Genomic DNA, 24,391 nt, shown 5'->3' on the forward strand with positions numbered 1-24,391 from the left:
ATCAGGAACGCGCCTGTGGCTACCGAGAAATCTCAGAACGAGAGTGCGTAGCATGGGGACCCGGGGGCACGGGGGTTCCCTGCCGCCGCAGCGAGAAGGGCTTCGATGAGCGACGACCAGAGGTGGACCGTGCCGGGCACCGAGGGGCGTCACGACGAGCCCGCGCCGCCCGCCGAGCCGCAGTCCGCTCCGCCGACCGAGGCGCCGCAGTACGGACAGTACGCGCCACCGCCACCGCAGTACGGGCAGCCGCAGTACGGGCAGCCGCAGTACGGGCAGAACCCTACCCCGCCGCCCTCTCCTCCCGCCCAGCCGCAGGACGGCCAGTACGCGCCGCCGCCCGCCCAGCCTCAGTACGGCCAGCCCCAGTACCCACCGCCGCAGGCGCAGCCGCAGTACGGCCAGCCCCCGTACGCACCCCCGCAGTACGGCCAGCCCACGTACCCGCAGCAGCCCTACGGCCAGCCGCAGTATCCGCCGCCCGGCAACGGCACGCCCGCCTACGCGCAGTACGGCGCGCAGTTCGCCCCGCCCGGCGCGCCCGAGGGCTGGACGCCGCCGCCCAAGCCCGGCCTCATCCCGCTCCGCCCGCTCGGCTTCGGCACCCTGCTGGGCGCGCCGTTCCAGGTGCTCCGGCGCAATCCGAAGGCCACGTTCGGCTCGGGCCTCATCATCCAGGCCGCGGTCATCATCGTCACGGCGCTCTTCTTCGTCGGCCTGACCGTGTTCCTCATCGGTCGCAGCCTCAACGCGGTCGGCGACGACGCGGACGTGATCGCCGCGGGCAACGTCGCGCTCGGCCTCCTCGGCACCCTCGTGGTGGCGGCGTTCACCCTGTTCGCCTCCGCCCTCCTGCAGGGTGTCCTCGTCGTCGAGGTGGCCAGGGGCACCCTGGGCGAGAAGCGTCGCCTCGGCGAGCTCTGGAAGGCCGCGTTCAAGCGCATCCTCCCCCTCACCCTGTGGTTGCTCATCCTCTTCGCCGCAGCTCTCATCGGGATGGCGATCGTCATCGGCATCATCGTGCTCGGCGCGGTGAGCGGCTCCGGCGGGGGTATCGCGATCGCCATCCTCGTCTCGGTGCTCCTCGGCACGGGCTTCCTGGTGCTCGCGTGCTGGCTCGGCACGAAGACCTCGATGGTGCCGAGCATCATCGTGCTCGAGAAGAAGGGCGTCATCGCGGCGATCCGCCGCTCCTGGACGCTCACTCGCGGCTACTTCTGGCGCACCTTCGGCACCATCGCCCTCGTCGTCGTCATCCTGTACTTCGCCAGCCAGATCATCAGCACACCTTTCTCCCTCCTGATCGGCATCGTCCCCGGTCTCATCGACCCCACGGGCACCGGCTCCGGCATCGTGGCGGTCATCGTCGTCTACGTGGTGTTCCTGGCGTTCACCACAGCGATCAGCGCGATCTCCTCGGTCGTGCAGGCTGCCGTGATCGCCGTCATCTACATCGATCTCCGGATGCGCAAGGAGGGCCTCGACGTCGAGCTCACCCGGTTCGTCGAGAGCGCCCAGTCCACCGACGAGGAGGGCCGCTGGCCCGATCCGTACCTGCCCAGGACCGGTGCATGACCCCGTCCGCCCTGCTCGACCCCCCGGTCCAGCCCGACGCCGACCAAGGCCGGCAGTGGCTGCTCGACGAGCTGTCGAAGCCCGAGTACCAGGCGGCGCGGCCGACGTGGTTCGACCAGGCCTCGAAGGCGTTCGGCGATTGGCTCGACTCGCTGCAGGTGCCGGGCGGCCCGGGCTTCGGCCCGCTGATCCCGCTCGTGATCGTGCTCATCGTCGCCGCCCTCATCGTGGTGGCGTTCCTCGTCTTCGGCCGCCCCCGCCTGAACCGGAAGAGCTCGCTGAAGACGACCGAGCTGTTCGGCGCCGACGACACGCGGTCTGCCGCCGAGATCCGCGCCGCCGCCCGGCGCGCGGCGAGCGCCGGCGACTGGCCTACCGCGATCGAGGAGCAGTACCGCGCCATCGCCCGGGCACTCGCCGAGCGCACCGTCGTGCTCTCGGCTCCGGGCACCACGGCCCAGGACTTCGCCGGGCGCGCCGGGCGCTCCTTCCCCGCCTCCGCCGATGTCCTCCGCCTCGGAGCGCGCGCCTTCGACGAGGTGCGCTACCTCGACCAGCCCGGCTCCCGGGAGGGCTATGAGCGGCTCGTCGCCCTCGACGGCGCTCTCGAGCGCGCGCGCCCGGCCCGGCTCGAGGCGATCCCCGCGGCGGTCGCCCGGTGACGGCCGCGGTCGTCGAGACGCCCCGCGCCGGCACCCGTCTGCGGCACTGGCTGTTCTGGATCCTCGCCTCCGTCGCCGCGATCCTCCTCGCCGGGTTCACGCTGCTGTCGAGCTTCCGGGGCCTCGTCGACCAGGGCCTCTACTCCCCCACCAGCCCGAGTGCGGCGGGGTCGAAGGCGCTCGTCCAGGTGCTGAAGCAGCAGGGTGTCGACGTCGTCGAGACCGGCTCGCTCGACGAGACGCGGCAGGCGGTGTCGGATGCGTCGGGCCGGGTGACCGTGATGATGGCCGACCTGTACGGCTACCTCGACGACGACAAGCTCGAATCCCTCGGCGCGCTCGACGCCGATCTCGTGCTGCCGACGCCCTCCCAGGACCAGCTCGACATCCTCGCCCCCGGCGTGCGCGAGACCGCGGTCGAGTCGTCCGCCGACACCGTGCAGGCCGACTGCGGCATCCCCGCGGCGGAGCGCGCGGGCGAGGTGTCGCAGGCCGACTACGCCTACCGCACCTCCTCGTCCGACGCCACGGGCTGCTTCGAGACCGGCGACGGCGCCTACGGCCTGGTGAGGCTCGATCAGGGCGACCGCACGGTCGACGTCCTCGGCGTCGGGGATGCGCTGCGGAACGACTCCATCCCGCTGGCCGGCAATGCGGCGCTCGCGCTGGGCCTCCTCGGCGAGGACCCCACCCTCGTCTGGTACCTGCCCGGCTCGGCCGACCTCCCCGAGGACGCGCCGCCGACGATCCAGGAGCTCACCCCGGGCTGGGTGACCCCCGTCATCCTGCTGCTCATCCTGGTCTTCGTCGCCTCTGCCATCTGGCGCGGGCGCCGATTGGGACCGGTGGTCGTCGAGGAGATGCCGGTGGTCGTGCGGGCCCGCGAGACCGCCGAGGGGCGTGCCCGCCTGTACGCCCGCCAGGGCGCGACGCTCCGCGCGATCGACGCCCTCCGCATCGGGACGGTGCAGAGGCTCTCGACGGCGCTGAACCTCTCGCGCTCGAGCGACCTCACCGAGGTCGTCGCGGCGGTGTCGGCGGTCACCGGTAGACCGTCCGCCGAGGTGTACGACACACTCGTCGGGGCGGTGCCCGCCGGCGAGGCCGACCTCCAGGCCCTCTCCGACCGGCTCCTCGTGCTCGAGCGCGAGGTGCGGACGGCGACCAGGCCCGACTGACCACTCGCGCCGCCTCCGCGGCAGCGAGCACATCGACCACCACCCAGGAACGAGGACACACGAGAATGACGGATCGACCAGATCTCTCTCCGGATGAGCTCCGCGCCGCGCTGGGCCGCGTGCGCACCGAGGTGGGCAAGGCCGTGGTCGCCCAGGACGGGGCTGTCACCGGGCTGATCATCGCCCTCCTCGCTCGCGGTCACGTGCTGCTCGAGGGTGTGCCCGGTGTGGCCAAGACGCTGCTCGTGCGCAGCCTCAGCCACGCGCTGTCGCTCGACACGAAGCGTGTGCAGTTCACGCCCGACCTGATGCCCGGCGATGTCACGGGTTCGCTCGTCTACGACGCCCGGTCCGGCGAGTTCTCGTTCCGCGAGGGTCCGGTCTTCACGAACATCCTGCTGGCCGACGAGATCAACCGGACACCCCCGAAGACGCAGTCCGCACTCCTCGAGGCCATGGAGGAGCGCCAGGTCAGCGTCGACGGCGTCAGCCGCGCGCTGCCGAGTCCGTTCCTCGTGGCCGCCACCCAGAACCCCATCGAGTACGAGGGCACCTACACGCTGCCCGAGGCGCAGCTCGACCGGTTCCTCGTCAAGCTCGTGCTCGACCTCCCGGAGCGCGACGCCGAGGTCGCCGTCCTCGCCCGGCACGCCGGCGGCTTCGACCCCCGCGACCTCCGTGCCGCCGGTGTCACCCCGGTGCTCGACGCGGCGGGCCTCGAGGCCGCGCAGCGCGCCGTGCGGCAGGTGCAGGCCGCGCCCGACGTGCTCTCGTACATCGTCGATCTCGCCCGCGCCACGCGTCAGAGCCCGTCCGTCAAGCTCGGGGTGAGCCCTCGCGGCGCCACCGCACTGCTGGCGGCGTCGAAGGCCTGGGCCTGGCTCAACGGCTACCCCGCGATCACCCCCGACCACGTGCAGGCGATGGTCGTCCCGGTGCTGCGGCACCGCATCCAGCTGCGACCTGAGGCGGAGCTCGAGGGGGTCGCGGTCGACGCGATCCTCCGGTCGATCCTCACCCAGGTCCAGGTGCCGATCTGATCCGCGCATGGCACTGACCGGTCGTCTCGTCGCGTTCCTCCTCGTGGGCCTCGTCCCCGTGGTGGTGCTCGACGTGCTCTTCGACCTCGCCTACCCGGCGCTCCTGGGGTGGCTGGCGCTCACCGTGGTGCTCATCGTCGTCGACCTGGTGTTCGCCGCGTCGCCGCGGCGGGTGGCGCTCGAGCGCGACCTGCCCGCCCGCATCCGGCTCGGTGAGACGGCCGTCAGCACGCTCTACGTCTCGAACCTCGGCCGGCGCCGCATGAGCGTGCTCGTCCGCGACGCGTGGCAGCCGTCGGCGGGCGCGTCGCAGACCAGGATGCGGTTGGTGATCCCCGGCGGCGAGCGGCGCGCCATGCAGATCGCGCTCACCCCCTTCCGGCGCGGTGAGCGTCGGGTCGCGCGGGTCGCGCTGCGCTCGTTCGGTCCGCTCGGCTTCGCGGCCCGGCAGGCCGTGCTGCTCTCGCCCGGGCGGCTGCGGGTGCTCCCGCCGTTCCTCTCGCGACGCCACCTCCCCTCCCGTCTGGCGCGCCTCCGCGAGCTCGACGGGCGCACGAGCATCATGATCCGCGGTCAGGGCACCGAGTTCGACAGCCTCCGCGAGTACGTGCGCGGCGACGACGTGCGGTCGATCGACTGGCGCGCCACAGCCCGGCACTCCGACGTGATGGTGCGCACCTGGCGACCCGAGCGCGATCGGCGCGTGGTGATCGTGATCGACACGGGCCGCACCTCCGCCGCCAGGATCGGCGACGAGGTGCGCCTCGACACAGCCTTCGAGACCGCGCTCCTGCTCGCCGCTCTCGCCACCCGTGCGGGCGACCGGGTCGACCTCGTGCTGTACGACCGCCGACTGCGCGGCCGTGTGCACGGCGCGTCCGGCCCCGAGCTGCTCTCGCGGATGGTCGACGCCATGGCACCCGTCGATCCCGACCTCATCGAGACCGACTGGACGGTCGTCCCGTCGCTCGTGCGGCAGGTCACCACACAGCGGGCGCTCGTCGTGCTCGTCACCGCCGCCGACTCCCCGGGTGGCTCCTCCGGGCTGCTCGCCGCCGTGCCGCAGCTCAGCCGGGATCACCTCGTCGTGGTGGCGTCGGTCACCGACCCCGATCTCGCGGCCGCCGTCTCCGAACGTTCGACGCGCGAGGAGACCTACCGGGCCGCCGCCTCCGAGCGCGCGCTGCTCGACGTGCAGCGCGTCTCGACGGCGCTCCGCCAGGAGGGCGCCGAGGTCGTGACCGCCCCGCCAGGCGACCTTCCGCCCGCGGTCGCAGACCGCTACCTGGCGCTCAAGGCCGCCGGTCGGCTCTGAGGAGCCGGGCGCTCAGGCTGCCGTGAGCGTGCGGGCGCCCGCCTCGAACTCGTCCAGGTCGCCCGTCTGCCCGGCACGGTACGCCCGGCCGCCGACGAAGAGCATGTAGAAGAGGAACGCGCCGAGCGCGACCACGCCGATGCCGATCTTCACCGGCCAAGGCAGCGGCGACGGCGTCACGAAGCCCTCGATGACACCCGACACGAAGAGCACGATCACGAGCCCCAGCGCGATGGTGAACAGCGCACGGCCATCCTCCGCCAGCGCCTGGCCGCGGGTGCGTGCCCCCGGGGCGATCCACGCCCAGAACAGGCGCGAGCCCGCCGCGGCGGCGACGAAGATCGCCGTGAGCTCGAGCAGGCCGTGCGGGAGGATGTAGAGGAAGAACGTGTCGCCGTGGCCGTACTCGAAGAGCACCGCGGCGTTGATGCCGAGGTTCTGCGCGTTCTGCAGGATGACGACCGGCACCCAGATGCCGATGATGCCGAAGGCGAGGCACTGGGCCGCGATCCAGGCGTTGTTGGTCCACACCTGGCCGGTGAAGCTCGCCGCGGGGTTCTCGCTGTAGTAGTCGACGAAGTCCTCGTTGGCGAGCTTCTTCAGCGTCTCGTCGTCGCCCAGGTTCGCCATGACCGCCGGGTCGCCCGCGATCCACAGGGCCCACAGGGTCGCGATGATCACCGTGGCCAGAGCCATCGCGAGGGTGAGCCAGCGGATGCGGTACAGGGCCGCCGGGAGCTGCAGGGCGAAGAACACGGGGATGGCGCGCAGGATGTTCGCGCTGGCGCCCGTGAAGCGCAGCCGGGCGCGGGACAGCGACACCGAGAGGCGATCGCCCTGCACCGTGGACCCGGCCACGGTCTTCAGCGCGGACAGCTGGGTGGCGCCGGATTGGTAGCGCTCGATGAGCTCGTCGGCCTCCTGGCCGGTGTACACGCGCTTGCGTCCCAGCTCGTCGAGGCGCGCCCACTCGTCGGAGTGAGCCGCTGTGTAGGCGTCGAGGTCCATCTGCTTAGATGATATCCATGAGCCGGCCGCCTGTCTCGGACCCCAGCCGGACGGGCGCGAGCCCCTTCGGGGCATCCGGTGCCGGCACGGGCGCCTCGGGCGCCGCCGCCGTCGTGAGCGTCGGCGACGACGAGCTGCTGACCGGTGAGGCGGTCGCCCTCGACGTCCGGCCGACCGGCTTCCTCCTGCGGAGCGCGGGCGGGGCGATCGACTGGCTCACCTTCACCGTCCCGATGCTCGCGGTCTTCGTCTGGTACGGGCAGGTCCTGCCGACGCTGCCCATCGACCAGGCCCTCGCCACCGCGCTCGTCACGGCGACGACCGTCTTCTTCTGGGTGATCGCTCCCATCGTCGTCGAGGTGCTGACGCGGGGGCGCTCCCTCGGGCGGCTGGCCGTCGGCTCGCGGATCGTGCGCGACGACGGCGGGGCGGCGGGTGTGCGCCACGCCATCATCCGGGGCCTCCTCGGCTACGTCGAGATCTTCGTCAGCTTCGGCTCGATCGCGTTCATCGTCTCGCTGCTCAACCGCAGGTCGAAGCGCCTGGGCGACCTCATCGCGGGCACCTACAGCCAGAACGAGCGGGTGCCGCGTCCCATGCCGCACGGATACGCGATGCCGCCCGAGCTCTTCCCGTGGGCGCAGATCGCCGATGTGGCGAAGCTGCCCGACCGGCTCTCCCGGCGCATCGCCGCGCACCTGGCGTCGGCCCCGCGCGCCGATCCCGCCATCCGCGCCCGGCTGTCGTTCGAGCTCGCCGCGGAGGCGTCGCGCTTCGTCTCCCCGCTGCCTGACGTCGACCCGTTCGTCTTCCTCATCGGGGTCGCGGTGATGCGACGCGACCGCGACTACACCGCGCTCCTCGGCGAGCGCCGCCGCCTCGAGCGCCTGCAGCCCGCCCTGCGCGGCCTCCCCCACGGCTTCCCCGACCGCTGACGCGCCGCTCGCGCGCGCCGAGTGGCGAGAAGCCGCCCTCCCGGCGCCCGCGAAGGGGCCCCTTCTCGCCACTCGGCGAAACTGCTGCCGCGCAGAACGCCGAACGGCGCAGGGGGCGTCGGCCACGAGTCCGGTGTCGTCGTCGGAAGGTAGCCTCAGGCGCGGCACGGCCGCTATGCGGCGCCATGTCTGCTCTGAGGCGACCTTTCGACCGTGAACGCCGGCGCAGCTGCGCCGAGAGGGTCAGTAGCGGTAGTGGTCGGGCTTGTACGGGCCCTCGACGGGGACGTTGATGTACGCGGCCTGCTCCGGACGCAGCACCGTGAGCTCGACGCCCAGCGCGGCGAGGTGGAGGCGAGCGACCTTCTCGTCGAGCGCCTTGGGCAGCACGTACACACCCACCGGGTAGGCCTCGGGTCGGGTGTACAGCTCGATCTGCGCGAGCACCTGGTTGGTGAATGAGTTGCTCATCACGAAGCTCGGGTGCCCGGTCGCGTTGCCGAGGTTCATCAGGCGCCCCTCGGACAGCACGAGCACACTGCGCCCGGTCGGGAGGCGCCACTCGTGCACCTGCGGCTTGATCTCGACCTTCTCGACGCCCGGGAGCGCGGCGAGACCGGCCATGTCGATCTCGTTGTCGAAGTGCCCCACGTTGCCGACGATCGCGAGGTGCTTGAGGCTCAGGATGTCGTCGACCGTGATGACGTCGACGTTGCCCGTGCAGGTGATGACGATGTCGACCTGGTCGGCGACGGACTGCAGCGTGGTGACCTGGTAGCCGTCCATCGCCGCCTGCAGCGCGCAGATGGGGTCGACCTCCGACACGATCACGCGGGCGCCCTGGCCGCGCAGCGCCTCGGCCGCGCCCTTGCCCACGTCGCCATAGCCGACGACGAAGGCGACCTTGCCGCCGATCAGCACATCGGTGGCCCGGTTGATGCCGTCGGGCAGCGAGTGGCGGATGCCGTACTTGTTGTCGAACTTCGACTTGGTGACCGAGTCGTTGACGTTGATCGCGGGGAAGAGCAGCTCGCCCTGCGCGAAGAGCTCGTACAGACGGTGCACACCCGTCGTGGTCTCCTCGGTGACGCCCTGCACCTCGCTCGCGACGGTGGTCCAGCGGGCCGGGGTCTCGGCCAGGGTGCGGCGGAGCGTGGCGAGGATGATGCGGTACTCCTCGCTGTCGCCGGGCTGGTCGTCGGGGACGGTGCCCGCCGCCTCGAACTCGCGGCCCTTGTGCACGAGGAGGGTGGCGTCGCCGCCGTCGTCGAGGATCATGTTCGGGCCGACCCAGTCGGCCCCGGCCTCCTCGGCCTCGGCAGACCAGTCGAATGCACGGTCGGTGCACCACCAGTACTCGTCGAGCGTCTCGCCCTTCCAGGCGTAGACCGGGACGCCGGCGGGCGCGCCGGGCGTGCCGTGGGCACCGACGACGATGGCGGCGGCCGCCTCGTCCTGGGTGGAGAAGATGTTGCAGCTGGCCCAGCGCACGCGGGCGCCGAGGGCGACGAGCGTCTCGATCAGCACCGCGGTCTGCACCGTCATGTGGAGCGAGCCCGTGATGCGGGCTCCGGCCAGGGGCTGGAGCGGTCCGTACTCCTCGCGCAGTGCCATCAGTCCGGGCATCTCGTTCTCGGCGAGGCGGATCTGGTGGCGACCGGCCTCGGCGAGCGCCAGGTCGGCGACCCTGTAGGCGGGGCGGACGTCGGTGGACACGAAGCTCATGTCCTCATCATCCCACGCGGCGATGAGAGGACCCCGATGGTGCGGGCTCAGTCGGCGACGACGTACCGCACGACCTGCCACCCCTGCGGAGCCGAGAGACGGTCGGTGTGCACCGAGCAGAGGTCGTAGCTGTGAGGCTCGGGCGTGGGGCTCAGCGGGCCCACCACGACGAGCGAGTCGCGGTAGTCGTAGGTGAGCGTCGTCACAGCCTCGCCGCGGCACGAGGGTCGCGAGCACTCCCTGATGATCATCGAGTTCACGATAGTCGCGCATCCGTCCGCCTCCGCGACGGCTCGCCGTCGTGTCGGACGCGGGACGTCGTCTCCTAGACTGGGCGCATGCCTCGAGCACGTCGGACGAGCGGTTCCTCCGCGGCCAGCCGGAGGTCTCGATCGAGGCACGGCCGCGATCTGCGGTCCTCCGCGACCGGGCCCTTCCTGCCCCCGCTGCGGTCGAGGCTCGACTTCTTCGACCTCGTCGTCTCCGACACCGCGGAGTACCTGCGGAGCGTCTTCCCGAACGAGCTCGCCACCACGTCCTTCGAGGTCGCGCCGATGCCGTTCGGCCGCTTCGGCTCGCCGGATCACGTCGATCGCTGGGCGGTCGCCGACGACCGCATCATCCTGTTCCGGCTGCCCATCCAGCGGATGTCGAACCTCCACCGGGACGACGAGTCGCATCGGCGGATGGCCATCGAGGCCTGCGTGTTCCGCGCGGTGGCGGAGATGTTGGGCAAGGACCCGTGGGACGTCGCACCCGAGGGCTTCACGCACCTCTGAGCGCCACAGCGACCGTGCGAGAACCGGTCGCTCGCCGCGCGCTCAGCCGTAGACGAGCACGGCGGGTGAGGCGGCATCCGGCGGCATCAGTCCCATGCCCGCGAGCCGCGCATCGCCGATGACCGACAGCGACGCGAAAACGGGGCCGTCGGTCTCGACCTCATACCCGAGCCCACCCGTCAGCTCGACATAGCGGGCCGAGCGCGCGGGGATGGAGACGGTGACCGCGGGAGCGGTCTCGCCGCCGACGGTCACGCTGGCCGTCATCGCCGAGTCGCTCGGGTTGTACAGGTGCACGCGCGGGCCCGTGGCCGACGGCGTCGCGATCACGAACGCCTCGTCCTGGGGCAGCACCGAGGGGAACCACGCCAGGTCGGGTGTGGCGCCGTCGACGCGCGAGGTGCGCGCCGCGGTCACGACCGGGTGGTCGGACTGGAGGGTGACGGTGTAGGTGCCGTCCGGGATGTCCTGCAGGGGGAAGTCGGTGACGACTCCGGGGGTCAGCCCCACCTGGTAGTCGGTGGCCGCGCTGCCCTCGGTCTCGCCCTGGATGTGGATGCGGACCGCGGCCGGCTCGGTACCCGGGAGGTAGAGGCGGAGGACGCTCTGGAGGTCGCCCTCGTCGGCGTCGGCGAGGCGGCTGGAGATCGTCGCCGATGAGGTGATCTCGATGCCCGGAACGGTCGCCTCGGTGGACGGCGGCGCGGAGGGGCCCGCGATCTCCACTCCCCCGGGCTCGAGGCCGCGCACGACGCTCTGCTGCACCGCAGCGGCCACCGATCCGACGGTGGTCGTCACGTGCAGTACGGGCGAGGTGGCATCGGGGGCGAGTCCGGCGAGCGAGAGGATGCGGGTGCTGCGGGCAGGGATGTCGATCCCCCGTGTACCGGGCGCCTCGACCTGCCCCTCCTCGTCGAAGATCGCGATGTCGGCCTTCGCCGCCACGTCGGCGGCGTTGGTCAGCACGACGAAGCTGGTGCGACCCGTCGTGGTGGCGCCGGCGACGAGCCAGGTGTCGGACGACGGCTGCGTGCACGCGGCCACCGCGAGGCCGGAGATCTCCGACGTGCTCACGACCTGCGCCTGGGAGGCGGCGAACAGGGTGCTGCCGTCCTGCTCTCCGGCGGGCAGCGCGACGCGCTCGGGTGCGGCGTCGGAGCGTCCGGCACGGTCGTCGGGCGAGGCCAGCGTCGCCGTCTCGAGCGGATCGGGGGTGACGTTGGCGAAGGTCGTCACGTCCGGCGTCCCGACCGACGAGATGGCGGTGGCGTCCTGCCCGGAGTCGTCCGAGAGGCGGACCACCCCGCCGGGGCACGTCCGCAGCTCGGCGGCGGGTGTCGGGTCGATCACGGTCGACCGCGGCTCGGCGGTGACGCTCGGCAGCGGCACGAAGAACGCGACGCCGACAGAGACGGCGACCGCGGCCACACCCACGACGCCGGCTCCGATGCGCGCTCCGCGCGCCATCATCCTGCGATCAACGGGCATCGTCGTCTCCTCGTACCTGCGCCTCGTGGCGCGCGATCGCATCGCGCACGCTCAGCACGGTCTCGTCATCGGGGTCGTAGGCGCCGTCCGCGGGAGCCTCCGTGGGCTCGGCGTCGGCACGCGCGGTGTCTGCGTGACCGACGGCGTCCGCGGCGCCAGCGTCCGCAGCGCCAGCCTCCGTGGCGGCGGAGGGTTCGGAGTCGGAGTCGGTGCGCGACTCCGCGGACTCGGCGGGGTCAGCGGCCGAGGCCACGGGCTCTGGGGTGGGCTCCACCGGCTCGGCGAACGCGTCCTCGGGTGCAGCGGGCGCTTCCGCCGCCGACTCCGTGGGCGAACCCGGGGGCGCAGGCTCATCCTCGTCCACCAGGATCGCCGGAGCCACACGCGCCGAGGCCTGCTCCCGCACGCGGACCTCGTCGGTCGTCGCCGCCTCTGACGCGTCGTCGATCTCGGGCGCCGCCACGGCTCGCTCATCCTCCACGAGGATCACCGGCGCCGCGGCCGCGACCGGAGCAGCAACAGCAGCAGCAGCAGCACCTGCATCACCGGCCGATCCTGCGGCGACGAAGTCCCCGCCGCCGACGATCGTGCCCACCGGCACCTCGTGCACGGGGGTCTCCTCGTCGGCGCGCACCTCGTCGAGCATTTCGGGCTCATCGCCCGCGACCTCGTCGTCGTCGTACTCGGTGGTCTTGTCCTCGGCGATGGCCTCCGCCGTCGAGTGCGCCGCCGCGACGTGCGCGGTCGAGCTCACCGCGCGGCCGCCCTGCACCTGCAGTCGACCCGCGGGCAGCGCCAGCAGCAGCGCGATGAGGAACACGGCGCCCTGCACCACGAGCACGAGGATGCCCTGCGGCGTCCCGATGTTGGTCGGCGACGGGGCGGGCAGGCTCGGCAGCGGCTGGGCGGATCCCACCTGCCAGAGACCACCGACCGACGTGTCGCCGACGAGCGTGAGCGACGGGTTGCTGCCGAGGGCATTGGAGGTGCGCGCGACCGTCGCATCCGCCACGGAGCTCGCCTCGGCGGCGCTCACGGGCTGCAGCAGCACGAAGGCGATGCCGAGCTCGTTGAGCTGACCCGAGACGTCGGATCCGCTGATCGAGGCGGCGTTGCCCACCAGCTCGTCGAGCGTGTCGGAGGCAGAGCCGGAGAGCGCGGCGGTGGAAGCGAGGGTCGACTGCTGATCGAGCGTCGGGCCGGCGCCGTGCACCACGGAGGCGGACAGGCCGCCATCCGCGTGAGGGGTCAGCACCAGGGTGCCCACACGCGGGTTCGCGATCGCCTCCGCGACGACGAACGCCGGCATTTGCCGCCCGCTGCCCGGCACGACCTCGGCCGTGCCGAGGAGCACGCCCAGACCCAGGGGCAGCACGAGGACGGCGATCGCGAGCGAGCCGACCACGGCGGGGACCGCGGCGAACGAACGGAGCGAGTGCAGCGCGAGGACGGCGGCACCCAGCATGCCGAGCCAGTACAGGCTGAGACCGGAGCCCGCCCAGATCGACACGGAGTGGCTCCCGCTGGTGGCGAGCTGAAGCTGCCCCGCCATGAGCGCGGTGCCGAGGCCGAGGATCGCGATGCCGATCGAGGCGAGCGCGGCGTAGCTGCGCGGCAGGAAGAGCGAGACCAGCGCGGTGAGGGCCAGCGGCACGATCAGCACCGCGGCGATGATGCCGACGAGGGCACCCGAGATGCCGACCTGGCCGGCCAGGTCGACCCAGCCCGACAGCCCCTGCTGAGGCAGGCCGAGCAGGAGGTCGAGTGCGCCAGCGGGGTCGCGCCAGACCGGCACGCCGGGGTCGGCCAGCAGAGCGAGCGGCGTGCCGCGCATCCACTGGTCGTAGGCGAGCGGCGCGAAGAGCACCAGCGCGGGGATCGGGATGCCGATGAGCCGCGCGACGTTGCGCCGGCTGGCGATCGTCGCGGCGACCCACATCACGAGGAGCGCGGGCCAGAGCGACGGCGCGGCGGCGGTGACAGCGGCGAACAGGATGGCGGCCATGCCCGACGCCGACCAGGATCGCGGCGCCGAGAGGGCCGCGAGCACCAGCCACGGCAGCAGCAGGTGCGCGACGATCGGACCGATCATCCCGGCGTCGAGCCCGGCGAGCAGCGGCGGGGCGATCGCCCACAGCACGGCGGCCGTGGTGCGGGCCAGCGGCCGGTCGGTGATCGCGGCGGCGCAGAACCAGGCGCCGAGGGCGGCCAGGGGCAGCGCCGCGAGATAGAGGCACACCAGGACGAAGCTCGGCGACCAGAACGTGATCGACCCGAGGATGGCGAGCACCGTCGAGAACGGGTCGGCGGCCCCGGTGAAGCCCAGGCCGATGTCGCGGAACCCGACGCCGATCTGCGCCCACAGGCTGCCGGGGTCCGACGACAGCGGCAGGGCGCCGCCACCGAGCAGCGCGGCGGCGCCGAAGAGCGGGATGAACAGCACGAAGCCGACCAACGCGATGACGAGGACGGTCGCGAGGCCGCCGCTGGCGACGAACTGGATGCGGTCGCGATCGCCGCGCAGGTACGTCAACGCGATCTCGCGCTGCAGCGAACGCCGGCGACGCACCTCGTCGCCGGGCATCCGCAGGGGCGCGATGGCGCCCCATCCGACCCGTTTGGCGGCCTTGAGCCGCCTGCGCGCCTCGCCGATGTGCGAGCCGAACGCCGTCCGGAACGCGGCGGAGAACTCGCCGCCCACCGCGCCGGGCTGCTTGCGCACCAGCTGGAACAGCGCCCGCACCACCGCGAGGGGCACCAGCGACAGCCACAGCAGCGCGACGGCCGCACCGGGCGCGTAGACGAGACGACGGTGGAGCTGAGCGGCTCGTGCCGCCGCCTGCCGCCGGCGCCGGGCGGAGCCCTTCTGCGAGCGTCCCGGACCGGAGAGCCCGTCGCCGTCGGTCGCGACGCGGGCCGCCGGAACGGCGAGCACGCGGTGACCGGCGAGCCGGACGCGGATGGAGAAGTCGAGCGCGTTGTCGGCGGTGGGCAGAGCGGGGTCGAAGCCGCCGAGCTCGTTCCAGACGCGGTGGCGCACCAGGAGTCCGGCCGCGCCCATGCCGAGCACGTCGCTCATGCGGTCGTGCTGAGCCTGGTCGAGCTCGATCTCGGTCAGCTGGACGCTGGCGCCGAAGCGGGTCACCGTCTCGCCGAAGGCGGCGAGATACGCGGTGTCGTCCCACTCCATCTGCTTGGGGCCGGCGGCGGCCACCGACGGGTTGACCTCGACGGCGGCGAGCAGGGCCGCCAGCGCGTCGGGCTCGGGCGCGGTGTCGTGCGCGAGCAGCCAGAGCCACTCGTTCTCGTGCTCCGGCGGGGCCACCACCCCGAGCGCGTGGTTGACCGCGGTGCCGAACGACAGCCGACCCGAGGCCTGGATGAAGTGGTCGGGCTTCGACTGAGCGAGCAGCGACTGTGTGCCGTCGGTGGAGGCGCAATCGACCACGATGATCGTGTCGGGGCGCCGGGTCTGAGCCGCGAGCGCCTCGAGAGTGCGCGGAAGGTGCTCGCCGCCATTCGAGGCGACGAGAACGGCTGTGACTCGAGCGTGCATATCGCGTCGATGCTATGCGGGACGGTCGACGCCGATCGCCTCATCTGCGGCGTGCCGCCGCTTATGTGAACGCCCTATGAGTGCGGATGCCGTGCACCCGGTACGGAGAGGGCCGAGCGGAGGCTCAGCCGGCGCGCTTGCGGAGCTTGCGGCGCTCGCGCTCGGAGAGGCCGCCCCAGATGCCGAACCGCTCGTCGTTGGCGAGCGCGTAGTCGAGGCACTGCGCCTTGACCTCGCACGAGGCGCAGATGCGCTTGGCGTCGCGGGTCGAGCCGCCCTTCTCGGGGAAGAAGGCCTCGGGATCGGTCTGAGCGCAGAGCGAGTCGGCCTGCCAGGCGAGCGCGTCGTCGTCTTCGGTGGTGACCTTGCGGACACCGGGGACACCCAGCTGGACCGGATCGACGAACCAGTCGTCGGGGACCCCTGCGCGATACTCGGACATTGCCATATCACGGCCACCCTTCTGAATTCGCTGCGACCTGCCGGTGAACCCCTTTAACTAATTACACCGATGTAGTTCCTTTGCGTCAAGTCGCAGATGCTAAACCCTCAACCGGTCCTCGAGGGTCCGACACGGATCGTGTCGACGACGCACTGGCGCTTACGCGGTGACCATCGATATCCTGCCGTCATGTTGCGTCGTGTCGCCCTGATCGCCGTCCCCGGAGTCGCCCCGTTCGAGTTCGGGGTGGTGTGCGAGGCGTTCGGCATCGACCGGAGCGAGATGGGCGGCCCGAGGTTCGAGTTCTCGATCGTCGCTGCCGAGCCCGGGGCCGTGACGACGAGCATGGGCTACGACATGGTGATCGACAAGGGCCTGGAGGAGGCGTACGCCGCCGACCTGATCGCGGTGCCCGCGCACCGCGTCGACGACGACGTGCATCCCGCGGTCGCCGACGTGCTGCGCGACGCGGTCGCCCGGGGAGCGTGGGTGCTCAGCGTCTGCAGCGGCGCGTTCACCCTGGCGAAGGCGGGGCTCCTCGACGGGCGCCGGGCCACCACGCACTGGATGCACGCCGCGCGGCTGGCGGCAGAGTTCCCGGAGGTGGAGGTCGATCCCGACGTGCTCTTCGTCGAGGACGGCACCGTCGTGACGAGCGCGGGGACGGCCGCCGGCATCGACGCCTGCCTGCACCTCATCCGCAAGGAGCTCGGCGCCGCATCGGCCAACGTGGTGGCACGGCGGATGGTCGTGCCGCCCCAGCGCGACGGCGGGCAGTCGCAGTACATCGCGAACCCCATCCCGATCCAGCCGAACGACTCGTTCGCCGCGGTCACCGACTGGATGATGCAGAACCTCGATCAGGACCTCACGGTCGACCAGCTCGCCAAGCGGGCGATCATGTCGCCCCGCACGTTCGCGCGCCGCTTCAAGGCCGAGCTCGGCTCCACCCCCGGGGCCTGGCTCAACCGGCAGCGACTGCTGCGGGCTCAGGAGCTGCTTGAGCAGACCGACCTCCCGCTCGACGCCGTCGCCGGCGAGAGCGGGTTCGGCACGGCCGCGGTGATGCGCCACCACTTCGCCCGCACGCTGGCGACCACCCCGGCCGCCTACCGGCGCACGTTCTGCGTGCGGTCGGCCTAGCTCACGCTCCGCGTGCGGTCGGCCCGGCTCACGACGCCGAGCGCGACGGCGCGGCCAGGAAGAGCGTGGCCGTGCCCGCGAGCGTGAGAGCACCCTCGTCGGCCGAGATGTAGGCGGCCTGGCCGCGCACGAGCGTGATGGAGCCATGGGCGCCGGCGATCGAGGCCGCGCCGGACGTGCAGAGCACGATCGCCCCGCCCGCGGGCTCGTACTCGGCCGACGACGGCCCCTGCTCGCCGTCGAGATCGGCGCGTACGAGCTCGAAGTCGGGCACGGGCGGCGCGAACACGCTGAGACCGGGCACCGGGTGACCGGGCCGCAGGTACGGAACCGGCAGCACGTCGAACTCGAGCACCTCGAGCAGCTCGGCGACGTCGACGTGCTTCGGGGTGAGTCCCCCGCGCAGCACGTTGTCGCTCGACGCCATCAGCTCGACGCCGAGGCCGGAGAGGTAGGCGTGGATGTTGCCCGCGGGCAGGAAGAGCGCTTCGCCGGCGGTCAGCGTGACCCGGTTCAGCAGGAGCGAGACCACGATGCCGGGGTCGCCCGGGTACTCCTCGCCGAGGCGCACGACGGTCTCGACGGCCTTCGTGTAGGGCTCCGTCATGTGGGCGTGCGCGGGGTGCAGGGCCATCTCGGCGAGCAGCACCACGTGCGTGACGAGCTCCTCGACCTCGGGGCCGCCGGCGACGAGCCACTCGAACGCCTTCTGGAGCACCTCCGCGTCGGGCCGGCCGATGGCCTGCGAGTCCTCCAGGTAGTGCACGAGCCGGCCGAGCACGTCCCAGTTCGGCGCCGAACGGGCGCTGTCGATGGTGACGAAGAGGTTCACGATGTCGCGCACCTCCTCGACCGGGCGGAACCCGCACAGCGCGTCGAACGTGGGGCTGAGCGCCACGACGACCTCGGGCTTGTGCGACGCGTCGCGATAGTTGCGGTGGGGTGCGTCGATCGGCACCCCGGCGGCGTTCTCGCGCGCGAAGCCCTCGCGGGCCCGCTCGGGAGTGGGGTGAGCCTGCAGCGACAGCGGACGCTCGGCGGCGAGGACCTTGAGGAGGAACGGCAGGGGCGGAAGTCCCTCGCGGGAGAGGAGCTCGGCGAGGTCGGCGGCTCCGCCGACCGCATCCGGATGCACGACCCGGCTGGGGTTCGACGGATGCGTGCCCAGCCAGAGCTCGGCCTGCGGCTCGCCGGTCCGGGGAGAGCCGAGCAGATCGGGGATGGCGGTCTCGGACCCCCAGGCGTAGTCGCGCGGCGTGTTGGTGATCTCGACGAACACTGTCTCGTTCCTCCCGTAGGACGTCTCTCCGGTTGGCACCTGCCTACAATCCGTCGGAGGCGTCGACACGGGTCTTTAGACCAAAGTACCAACCGCTCGGCGCTCATTCTGACAGCGCCGTTAGGCTCCCGCTCGAATACCCACCGCCTCACCCGCACTGGAGCATCACCGATGACGTTCGAGCCCCTCGCCAGCGACTTCTACGGATACGCCGACCTCCTCACCGATCGCGAGAAGCAGGCCCTCGCCTCGCTCCGCGACTATCTCGAGACGGAGGTGAAGCCGATCGTCAACGCGCACTGGGAGGCCGCCACCTTCCCGCACGAGACCGTGAAGGGCCTGGCCGCGCAGGACGTCTACAGCTTCGCCTGGGAGGAGACGCGGCCGTTCGAGAACTCGGCGGTGTTCCGCGGGTTCGTCGCTCTCGAGCTGGCCAGGGTCGACGCCTCGATCGCCACCCTGGTCGGCGTGCAGAACGGTCTCGCCATGGGCTCGATCAGCGTCGGGGGTTCACCTGAGCAGCGACAGGAGTGGCTGCCGAAGATGGCCGCCGGCGAGGTGGTGGGCTCGTTCGGCCTCACCGAGCCCGACTCCGGCTCCGACTCCGCCCAGGGCCTCCGCACCGTCGCCACCCGCGATGGCGACGAGTGGGTGCTGAACGGCTCGAAGCGCTGGATCGGCAACGCCACCTTCGGCGACATCACCGTGATCTGGGCCAAGTCCGCGGAGGACGGCCAGGTCAAGGGCTTCATCGTGCCCCGCACCACCCCCGGGTTCACGGCCACCAAGATCGAGGGCAAGCAGAGCCTCCGCATCGTGCAGAACGCCGACATCACGCTCGAGGACGTCCGCGTGCCCGAGTCGAACCGCCTGCAGAACGCGAACTCGTTCCGGGACACGGCGAAGGTGCTCCGCCTCACCCGCGCCGAGGTGGCCTGGGCCGCCGTCGGCAACTCGATCGGCGCCTACGAGGCGGCGCTCCGCTACGCCCGCGAGCGCGTCCAGTTCGGCAAGCCGATCGCCTCGCACCAGCTGGTGCAGGACCACCTCGTCCTCTGCATGGGCAACATCACCGCGAGCCTCGGCATGGTGGTGCGCGTGTCGCAGATGCTCGACGCCGGAACCCAGCGCGACGAGCACTCCGCGCTCGCCAAGGCCTTCACGACGGCCCGGATGCGCGAGACCGTCGCGCACGCCCGCGAGGTGCTCGGCGGCAACGGCATCGTGCTCGAGTACGACGTGGCCCGCCACTTCGCCGACGCGGAGGCGCTCTACTCCTACGAGGGCACGCGCGAGATGAACACCCTCATCGTCGGGCGCGCTCTCACCGGCTCCGCCGCCTTCGTCTGAGCCGGGCCACGTCGATCGGGGCCGCGCGCCGATAGGATCCCTGGGTGCGCTATCCGATCGACGTGACCGGCCGCGGGCTCGCCGTCGCCGCCCTCCTGGTCGGCTTCGGCGCCGGGTTCTGGCGCGACCTCCTCGGGGTCTGGGGCTACCTCGGCCTCGCCGGCCTGCTGGTCGTGGTCACCGCGGTCCACCTCACCCGCACACGTCTGTGGCGGAACCTCCCCGTGATGCGGCTGCCGAAGACGCTGCTGCTCTACGTGCTGGTGCTGCTGGTCGCGATCCCGTTCACGCAGCGTCCCGGCGAGGATGCGCTGGTGGTGTTCGCGCAGCTCGCCGGCCTCGTGGTCGGCCTGTTCCTGGCGGCCGGACTGACCTGGCCGGTACTCCTCTCCGCCCTGACCAGGGCGTTCATCTTCCTCATCGCGTTCTCCCTGCTGTTCGAGCTCGTCGTGGCCGTCTTCGTACGGCAGCCCGTCCACCCGCTGGTGCCCCGGGAAGGCGAGCCGGTGTGGACGTACGGCGCCCTGTTCCGCGAGGGCCACATCCAGGGTCTCGTGGGGTCCTCCCCCGCGCTCGGGTTCATCGCGCTCCTGCTCGTCATCACGGTCGGCGTGCAGTGGGCGCAATCGCTGCGGCCGACGGCGTCCGCGGTGATCTGGCTGGTGCTCGGCGCTGCGACCATCGCGCTGACCCGCGATCTCCCCGTGCTCACCGCCACGGCGGTGTGCGCTCTCATGCTCGGCGTCATGGTGCTCGCCCGCCGCGTCGGACCCGTCACCCGCGTCGTGCTGCTGGTCGTGATGGGGCTGGTGAAGCTCGGCGTGGTGATCGCGCTGGCCTGGTCGGCGCAGTCCGTCGGCGCGTGGGCCGATGTGCAGCAGCACGCGGGGATCGTCGGCGTGCTGCTGCTCGCCGCGCTGATCACCGGGCTCTTCTACCGGTTGTGGTGGTTCGCGGTGGACCGACCGCTCGATGCCCGCGGGGCACCGGGCGAGTACGTACCCCTGACCCTCTACCCGGCCCTCGTCTCCACCGCCCTCGTCACGGTGAGCGTCTGGAACGACGTCATGATCGTCACCGGCGGCTGGATGCTGCTCATCGCGCTGGCCGTGCACTCCAAGCTCGACAACCACCGCGTCGGGCTCGATCTGGGGGTGCCCCATCCCGCGGTGTCGACCGCGCAGCCTGTCGGAGCAGCCCGGTGACCGCAGCGCGCTGGCGCGTCTTCGGCATCGCGACCCTGGTCGCATTCCTCGCCATGGTGCTCTGGAGCCTGGCGTCGCCACTCGGCACGTCGCCCGACGAGCCCAGCCACATGATCCGCGCCGCCTCGACGGTGCGGGGCGACGCGTACGGCACGCCGAATGCGACCGACCCGTCGCTGAGCGACGTGATGGTCCCGCGTTACGTGGCACAAACGGCCGCCTACGCGTGCACCGCGTTCGATCCGTCGGTCACCGCAGACTGCCAGCCACACGACGTCGCCTCGCCCGACGACCTGGTGGTCTCCTCGCACTCGGCGAACACGGGAAGTCCGGTGTACTACGCGGTCGTCGGACTGCCCTCCCTCGTGTTGAGCGGAGACGTCGCCCTGTACGCCATGCGGTTGGTCTCGGCCCTTCTCACCGCCGTGATGATCGGTTCGATCTTCTTCGCGCTCCGGGAGCTCCCACGATCGCGCTGGGCGTCGCTCACGGCAGTCGTGGCGTCCACCCCGATGCTCCTGTATCTCGGCGGGTCGGTCAATCCGAACGGTGTCGAGGCCGCGGCGGCCGGCGCGGTCTTCGCCCTTCTGGTCGCCCTGCTGCGCGTGCCTGCACAGGGGCGCGTCCTCCTCGAGCGTGTGGGGCTGCTCCTCCTCGCGGCCACTCTCGTGACGTCATCGCGGAGCATCGGCCTGCTGTGGGTCGTCATCGCGACGGCGGCCGCGGCACTGATCGCCGATCCGGCCGTCGTGCGCGACCTCGTGCGTCGGCCGCTGGCGTGGGTCGCCGCCGGCCTGTGCGCCGCAGTGTGCCTTCTCGCCGTGGCCTGGACGATCACTCTGCCGACGGTCGGCTCGGCCGTCTTCTCGGGCGCCGGGACGAGCCCGCTGCAGGGCTTTCAGACGATGCTGCTGCGGTCGTTCGACCTCGACGGCGCGGTGGGCCTGTTCGGTTGGGTCGACACCCCGTCACCCACCTTCACCCTTGTGGTCTACGCCCTCGCCATCGGCGGTCCGACGATCGCCGCGCTCGTGCTCGCCCGGGGACGCGCTCGTCTGGCGGTGATCCTCCTGGGCGCGGCTCTGGTGCTGGTACCGGCGGTGTCGCAGGCCCTCGTGGTGAGCACGCTCGGATACATCTGGCAGGGCCGGTACATCCTCGCGGTGCTGGTGTGTCTCCTCCTCATGGTGGGCATCGCGCTGGACGACGCCTCGGATTCCGCGGGTCCGGCGGTGCTCCGGTTCTGCACGGTCGGGTTGGCGCTGATCGCCGCGGCGCAGGCCTTCGTGTTCTTCATGGTTCTGCGACGCTACGTCTCGGGCGACAGCTTCCTGGTGGCGATGCTCTCGCGACCGGCCTGGCAGCCCCCGGGCGGCTGGCTGCTCCTCGCGGTGCTCTACGCGATCGTGATGACTGCAGCGGTGCTCCTCGTGCGCCGTTCCATCGCGGCGGCCAGCTCTAGGCCGACTCAGCCCGTGAGCTCTCGCTGATACGATTCCAGGATGCACGGGGCACTCGACCGAACACTCATCGTCATGCCCGCGTACAACGAGGAGCAGGCGGTCGCGGGTGTCGTCCGCGAGGTCTTCGCCAAGCTCCCAGGCGTGTCCGTCCTCGTCGTGTCCGACGGCTCCCACGATGACACCGCCGCTCAGGCTCGTTCGGCGGGTGCGATGGTGGTCGAGCTGCCGTTCAACCTCGGCGTGGGAGGCGCGATGCGGACCGGGTTCCTCTATGCCCGGCTGCGTGGGTACCGCGCCGTGGTCCAGGTCGACGCAGACGGCCAGCACGACCCATCAGGGGTCCCGGCCATCGTCGCCCAGTTGGAGCACGACGACGTCGTGATCGGCGCGCGTTTCGCCGGCGAGGGCGACTATGAGGTGCGCGGGCCGAGGAAGTGGGCCATGCGCGTGCTCGCGACGACTCTCAGCCGCATCACGAAGACCCGGCTCACCGATACCACCTCGGGCTTCCGCGGGGCGGGTCCGCGCGCCATCGAGCTGTTCGCCGACCACTACCCGGCCGAGTATCTGGGAGATACCGTCGAGTCCCTCGTGCTCGCCTCCCGGGCCGGGCTCAGCGTCGCCCAGATCCCGGTGTCCATGCGTCCGCGAGCCGGCGGCACCCCCTCCCAGAACCCGTGGAAGTCGACCGTCTACCTGGGGCGAGCCTGCATGGCCCTCCTCGTGGCCATGTGGCGCCCCGCGGTGGTCGTCGCCGAGATGAAGAGCGCCTGATGTCGGTGGCGAGCTACGTGTTCGGCATCGTCGCGGCAGTCCTAGTCCTCGTCGCGATCTTCGAACTGCTCCGACGCCGACGGGTGCGCGAACGTCACGCCGTGTGGTGGATCGTCGCCGGTGTGCTCGCACTCGTGATCACCGTGTTCCCGCAGATCCTCGAAGCCGCTGCCGGGGTCTTCGGCATCACGGTGCCCGCCAACCTGGCCTTCTTCGTCAGCATCGTCATCCTGTTCCTCGTGTCGGTGCAGCACAGCGGTGAGCTCACCCGGCTCGAGGATCAGACGCGGTCGCTGGCCGAGCACGTGGCGATCATCGAGTACCGCCTGCGCGCTGTGGAGGACAGACAGGCCGTCCAGATGGAACCTGAAGGACCCGGCGAGCCCGATGGGCGGGGCAGGGCCGACGGATCGCCCGATCACGGCACCGACGGAGCGGAGGCGCGGTGAGCGGCGTGCTGCCCACGGTCCGCGTCGTCGTCCTCGCCTACGGGCCCGAGCCATACCTTCGCGAGGCTGTCGACTCCGCCCTCGCGTCGACCGGTGTCGACGTGACCGTGGTGGTGGTCGACAACGGTGGCGCGCCCGAAGCCTTGGCGTCCCTTCCGGACGACCCGCGTGTGCGCTTGGTGACCCCGGCCGAGAACCTGGGCTTCGCCGGAGGCGTGAACGCCGGTGCCGAAGGCCTCGCGGAGGACTTCCTCGCGCTGCTCAACTCCGACGCCGAGATGGCCCCCGACGCCCTCTCTCGGCTGGTGCACGTCGCGTCGTCGGCCGATGTCGGCATCGCGAGCGGGAGCATCCGGCTGTTCGACTCCCCTGACACCATGAACTCGGCGGGCAATCCGGTCCATCTGGTGGGCCTGAGCTGGGCGGGCGCCATGGGCGAGCCTGCCTCGGCACATACCGCCCTCGCCGACATCACCTCCGCCTCTGGCGCCGGGCTGGCGATACGTGCCGAGTGGTGGCGGCGGCTCGGGGGCTTCGAGACCCAGTACTTCGCCTACCACGAAGACGTCGACCTCAGCTGGCGCACCTGGCTGCTCGGCCGCCGCGTCGTCTTCGTCCCCGATGCGGTGGTACTGCACCACTACGAGTTCAGCCGCAACGCCCTCAAGATGTACCTGCTCGAGAAGAACCGGCAGATCTTCCTCCGGTCCCTCTACGGCCCGCGCCTTCGGGCCGCCACGTGGCTCCCCACCGCCGCGTTCGAGGTGGCGATGATCGCCCTGGCTCGGGCGCAGGGCTGGAGCGCGGAGAAGCGGAGGGCGCGACGCTGGATCGCCGACCACCGCAGGTGGCTGGCGAAGCGCCGACGCGCAGTGCTGGCGGAGCGGGTCAGGGACGACCGCTTCATGGCGAGCATGCTCACTGCCACTCTCGACACGCGGGCGGTCCCGCTGCCCCCCGGCGCAGGTGTGCTCCAGGCGATCGTGCGCGGCTACTGGGCAGTGGCGCGGCGGCTCATCTGACCG

21 protein-coding genes are annotated in these 24,391 nt (G+C 71.6%); 14 read left to right on the forward strand and 7 right to left on the reverse strand.

Annotated features, from left to right (window positions below):
* Nucleotides 1-105: 105 nt before the first annotated feature.
* The 5 genes from ACFJGV_RS05395 (at nucleotide 106) to ACFJGV_RS05415 (ending at nucleotide 5,770) form a co-directional block, all read left to right on the forward strand.
* A complete protein-coding gene (locus ACFJGV_RS05395; RefSeq protein ID WP_378147412.1) occupies nucleotides 106-1,575 on the forward strand; it encodes a hypothetical protein in 1,470 nt (489 codons plus the stop codon).
* Entirely contained in the window at nucleotides 1,572-2,237 is a 666-nt protein-coding gene (locus ACFJGV_RS05400) for a DUF4129 domain-containing protein (RefSeq protein ID WP_378147414.1), read from the forward strand. The genes ACFJGV_RS05395 and ACFJGV_RS05400 overlap by 4 nt, the downstream gene beginning before the upstream one ends.
* Nucleotides 2,234-3,415, forward strand: coding sequence for a DUF4350 domain-containing protein (locus ACFJGV_RS05405; protein ID WP_378147416.1), 1,182 nt, complete (start codon nucleotides 2,234-2,236; stop codon nucleotides 3,413-3,415). The genes ACFJGV_RS05400 and ACFJGV_RS05405 overlap by 4 nt, the downstream gene beginning before the upstream one ends.
* Before the next feature lie 65 nt (nucleotides 3,416-3,480).
* On the forward strand, nucleotides 3,481-4,455 hold the full coding sequence (locus tag ACFJGV_RS05410) for an AAA family ATPase (RefSeq protein WP_378147418.1): 975 nt from the start codon (nucleotides 3,481-3,483) through the stop codon (nucleotides 4,453-4,455).
* 7 nt (nucleotides 4,456-4,462) lie between these two features.
* Nucleotides 4,463-5,770, forward strand: coding sequence for a DUF58 domain-containing protein (locus ACFJGV_RS05415; RefSeq protein ID WP_378147420.1), 1,308 nt, complete (start codon nucleotides 4,463-4,465; stop codon nucleotides 5,768-5,770).
* A gap of 12 nt (nucleotides 5,771-5,782) precedes the next feature.
* Here the strand turns inward: ACFJGV_RS05415 and ACFJGV_RS05420 are convergent, their stop codons facing one another.
* The gene (locus ACFJGV_RS05420) at nucleotides 5,783-6,778 is read right to left on the reverse strand and encodes a stage II sporulation protein M (RefSeq protein ID WP_378147421.1); all 996 of its coding nucleotides are present in this window, start codon (nucleotides 6,776-6,778) and stop codon (nucleotides 5,783-5,785) included.
* A 17-nt stretch (nucleotides 6,779-6,795) separates the two neighbouring features.
* Between ACFJGV_RS05420 and ACFJGV_RS05425 the strand changes: the two genes are divergently transcribed.
* Entirely contained in the window at nucleotides 6,796-7,713 is a 918-nt protein-coding gene (locus tag ACFJGV_RS05425; protein ID WP_378147423.1) for an RDD family protein, read from the forward strand.
* Nucleotides 7,714-7,956: 243 nt separating this feature from the next.
* On the opposite strand, the gene ahcY is transcribed toward ACFJGV_RS05425, so the two are convergent.
* Complete coding sequence (gene ahcY / locus ACFJGV_RS05430) at nucleotides 7,957-9,438, reverse strand: adenosylhomocysteinase (RefSeq protein WP_378147424.1); 1,482 nt, start codon at nucleotides 9,436-9,438, stop codon at nucleotides 7,957-7,959.
* A 47-nt stretch (nucleotides 9,439-9,485) separates the two neighbouring features.
* Nucleotides 9,486-9,689, reverse strand: a complete 204-nt coding sequence (locus tag ACFJGV_RS05435) for a DUF3499 family protein (protein WP_378147426.1) — start codon at nucleotides 9,687-9,689, stop codon at nucleotides 9,486-9,488.
* Nucleotides 9,690-9,776: 87 nt separating this feature from the next.
* On the opposite strand from ACFJGV_RS05435, the gene ACFJGV_RS05440 reads away from it, so the two are divergent.
* Nucleotides 9,777-10,217, forward strand: a complete 441-nt coding sequence (locus ACFJGV_RS05440; RefSeq protein WP_378147428.1) for a metallopeptidase family protein — start codon at nucleotides 9,777-9,779, stop codon at nucleotides 10,215-10,217.
* Between the two features lie 42 nt (nucleotides 10,218-10,259).
* On the opposite strand, the gene ACFJGV_RS05445 is transcribed toward ACFJGV_RS05440, so the two are convergent.
* The 3 genes from ACFJGV_RS05445 to ACFJGV_RS05455 all read right to left on the reverse strand — a co-directional run bounded on the left by ACFJGV_RS05445 (nucleotide 10,260) and on the right by ACFJGV_RS05455 (nucleotide 15,709).
* Nucleotides 10,260-11,705: a DUF5719 family protein gene (locus ACFJGV_RS05445; RefSeq protein ID WP_378147429.1), complete on the reverse strand. Its 1,446-nt coding sequence runs from the start codon at nucleotides 11,703-11,705 to the stop codon at nucleotides 10,260-10,262.
* Entirely contained in the window at nucleotides 11,695-15,261 is a 3,567-nt protein-coding gene (locus tag ACFJGV_RS05450; protein ID WP_378147431.1) for a glycosyltransferase family 2 protein, read from the reverse strand. Before ACFJGV_RS05450 ends, ACFJGV_RS05445 begins: the two co-directional genes overlap by 11 nt.
* A gap of 124 nt (nucleotides 15,262-15,385) precedes the next feature.
* Nucleotides 15,386-15,709, reverse strand: coding sequence for a WhiB family transcriptional regulator (locus tag ACFJGV_RS05455; RefSeq protein WP_378147432.1), 324 nt, complete (start codon nucleotides 15,707-15,709; stop codon nucleotides 15,386-15,388).
* A 183-nt stretch (nucleotides 15,710-15,892) separates the two neighbouring features.
* Here ACFJGV_RS05455 and ACFJGV_RS05460 point away from each other — a divergent pair, with 183 nt between their 5' ends.
* Nucleotides 15,893-16,846 (forward strand): GlxA family transcriptional regulator, encoded by a 954-nt coding sequence (locus ACFJGV_RS05460; protein WP_378147434.1) that lies wholly within the window; start codon nucleotides 15,893-15,895, stop codon nucleotides 16,844-16,846.
* A gap of 28 nt (nucleotides 16,847-16,874) precedes the next feature.
* Here the strand turns inward: ACFJGV_RS05460 and manA are convergent, their stop codons facing one another.
* Nucleotides 16,875-18,125 (reverse strand): mannose-6-phosphate isomerase, class I, encoded by a 1,251-nt coding sequence (gene manA, locus ACFJGV_RS05465; RefSeq protein WP_378147435.1) that lies wholly within the window; start codon nucleotides 18,123-18,125, stop codon nucleotides 16,875-16,877.
* Nucleotides 18,126-18,296: 171 nt separating this feature from the next.
* Here manA and ACFJGV_RS05470 point away from each other — a divergent pair, with 171 nt between their 5' ends.
* Genes ACFJGV_RS05470 through ACFJGV_RS05495 form a run of 6 tightly spaced genes read left to right on the forward strand, consistent with a single transcriptional unit; the run spans nucleotide 18,297 to nucleotide 24,388 of the window.
* The gene (locus tag ACFJGV_RS05470) at nucleotides 18,297-19,475 is read left to right on the forward strand and encodes an acyl-CoA dehydrogenase family protein (RefSeq protein WP_378147437.1); all 1,179 of its coding nucleotides are present in this window, start codon (nucleotides 18,297-18,299) and stop codon (nucleotides 19,473-19,475) included.
* A 44-nt stretch (nucleotides 19,476-19,519) separates the two neighbouring features.
* On the forward strand, nucleotides 19,520-20,680 hold the full coding sequence (locus ACFJGV_RS05475) for a hypothetical protein (RefSeq protein WP_378147439.1): 1,161 nt from the start codon (nucleotides 19,520-19,522) through the stop codon (nucleotides 20,678-20,680).
* Nucleotides 20,677-22,170: a DUF2142 domain-containing protein gene (locus ACFJGV_RS05480; RefSeq protein ID WP_378147441.1), complete on the forward strand. Its 1,494-nt coding sequence runs from the start codon at nucleotides 20,677-20,679 to the stop codon at nucleotides 22,168-22,170. Before ACFJGV_RS05475 ends, ACFJGV_RS05480 begins: the two co-directional genes overlap by 4 nt.
* A 12-nt stretch (nucleotides 22,171-22,182) precedes the next feature.
* Nucleotides 22,183-22,917 carry a glycosyltransferase family 2 protein gene (locus ACFJGV_RS05485; RefSeq protein ID WP_378147443.1) on the forward strand — a complete coding sequence of 245 codons (735 nt, stop codon included), beginning with the start codon at nucleotides 22,183-22,185 and terminating at the stop codon, nucleotides 22,915-22,917.
* Complete coding sequence (locus tag ACFJGV_RS05490) at nucleotides 22,917-23,366, forward strand: DUF2304 domain-containing protein (RefSeq protein ID WP_378147444.1); 450 nt, start codon at nucleotides 22,917-22,919, stop codon at nucleotides 23,364-23,366. The genes ACFJGV_RS05485 and ACFJGV_RS05490 overlap by 1 nt, the downstream gene beginning before the upstream one ends.
* Nucleotides 23,363-24,388, forward strand: a complete 1,026-nt coding sequence (locus tag ACFJGV_RS05495; RefSeq protein WP_378147445.1) for a glycosyltransferase family 2 protein — start codon at nucleotides 23,363-23,365, stop codon at nucleotides 24,386-24,388. Before ACFJGV_RS05490 ends, ACFJGV_RS05495 begins: the two co-directional genes overlap by 4 nt.
* Nucleotides 24,389-24,391 lie beyond the last annotated feature (3 nt).

It is taken from the genome of Cnuibacter sp. UC19_7 (assembly GCF_042699995.1).
GTDB lineage: Bacteria > Actinomycetota > Actinomycetes > Actinomycetales > Microbacteriaceae > Cnuibacter.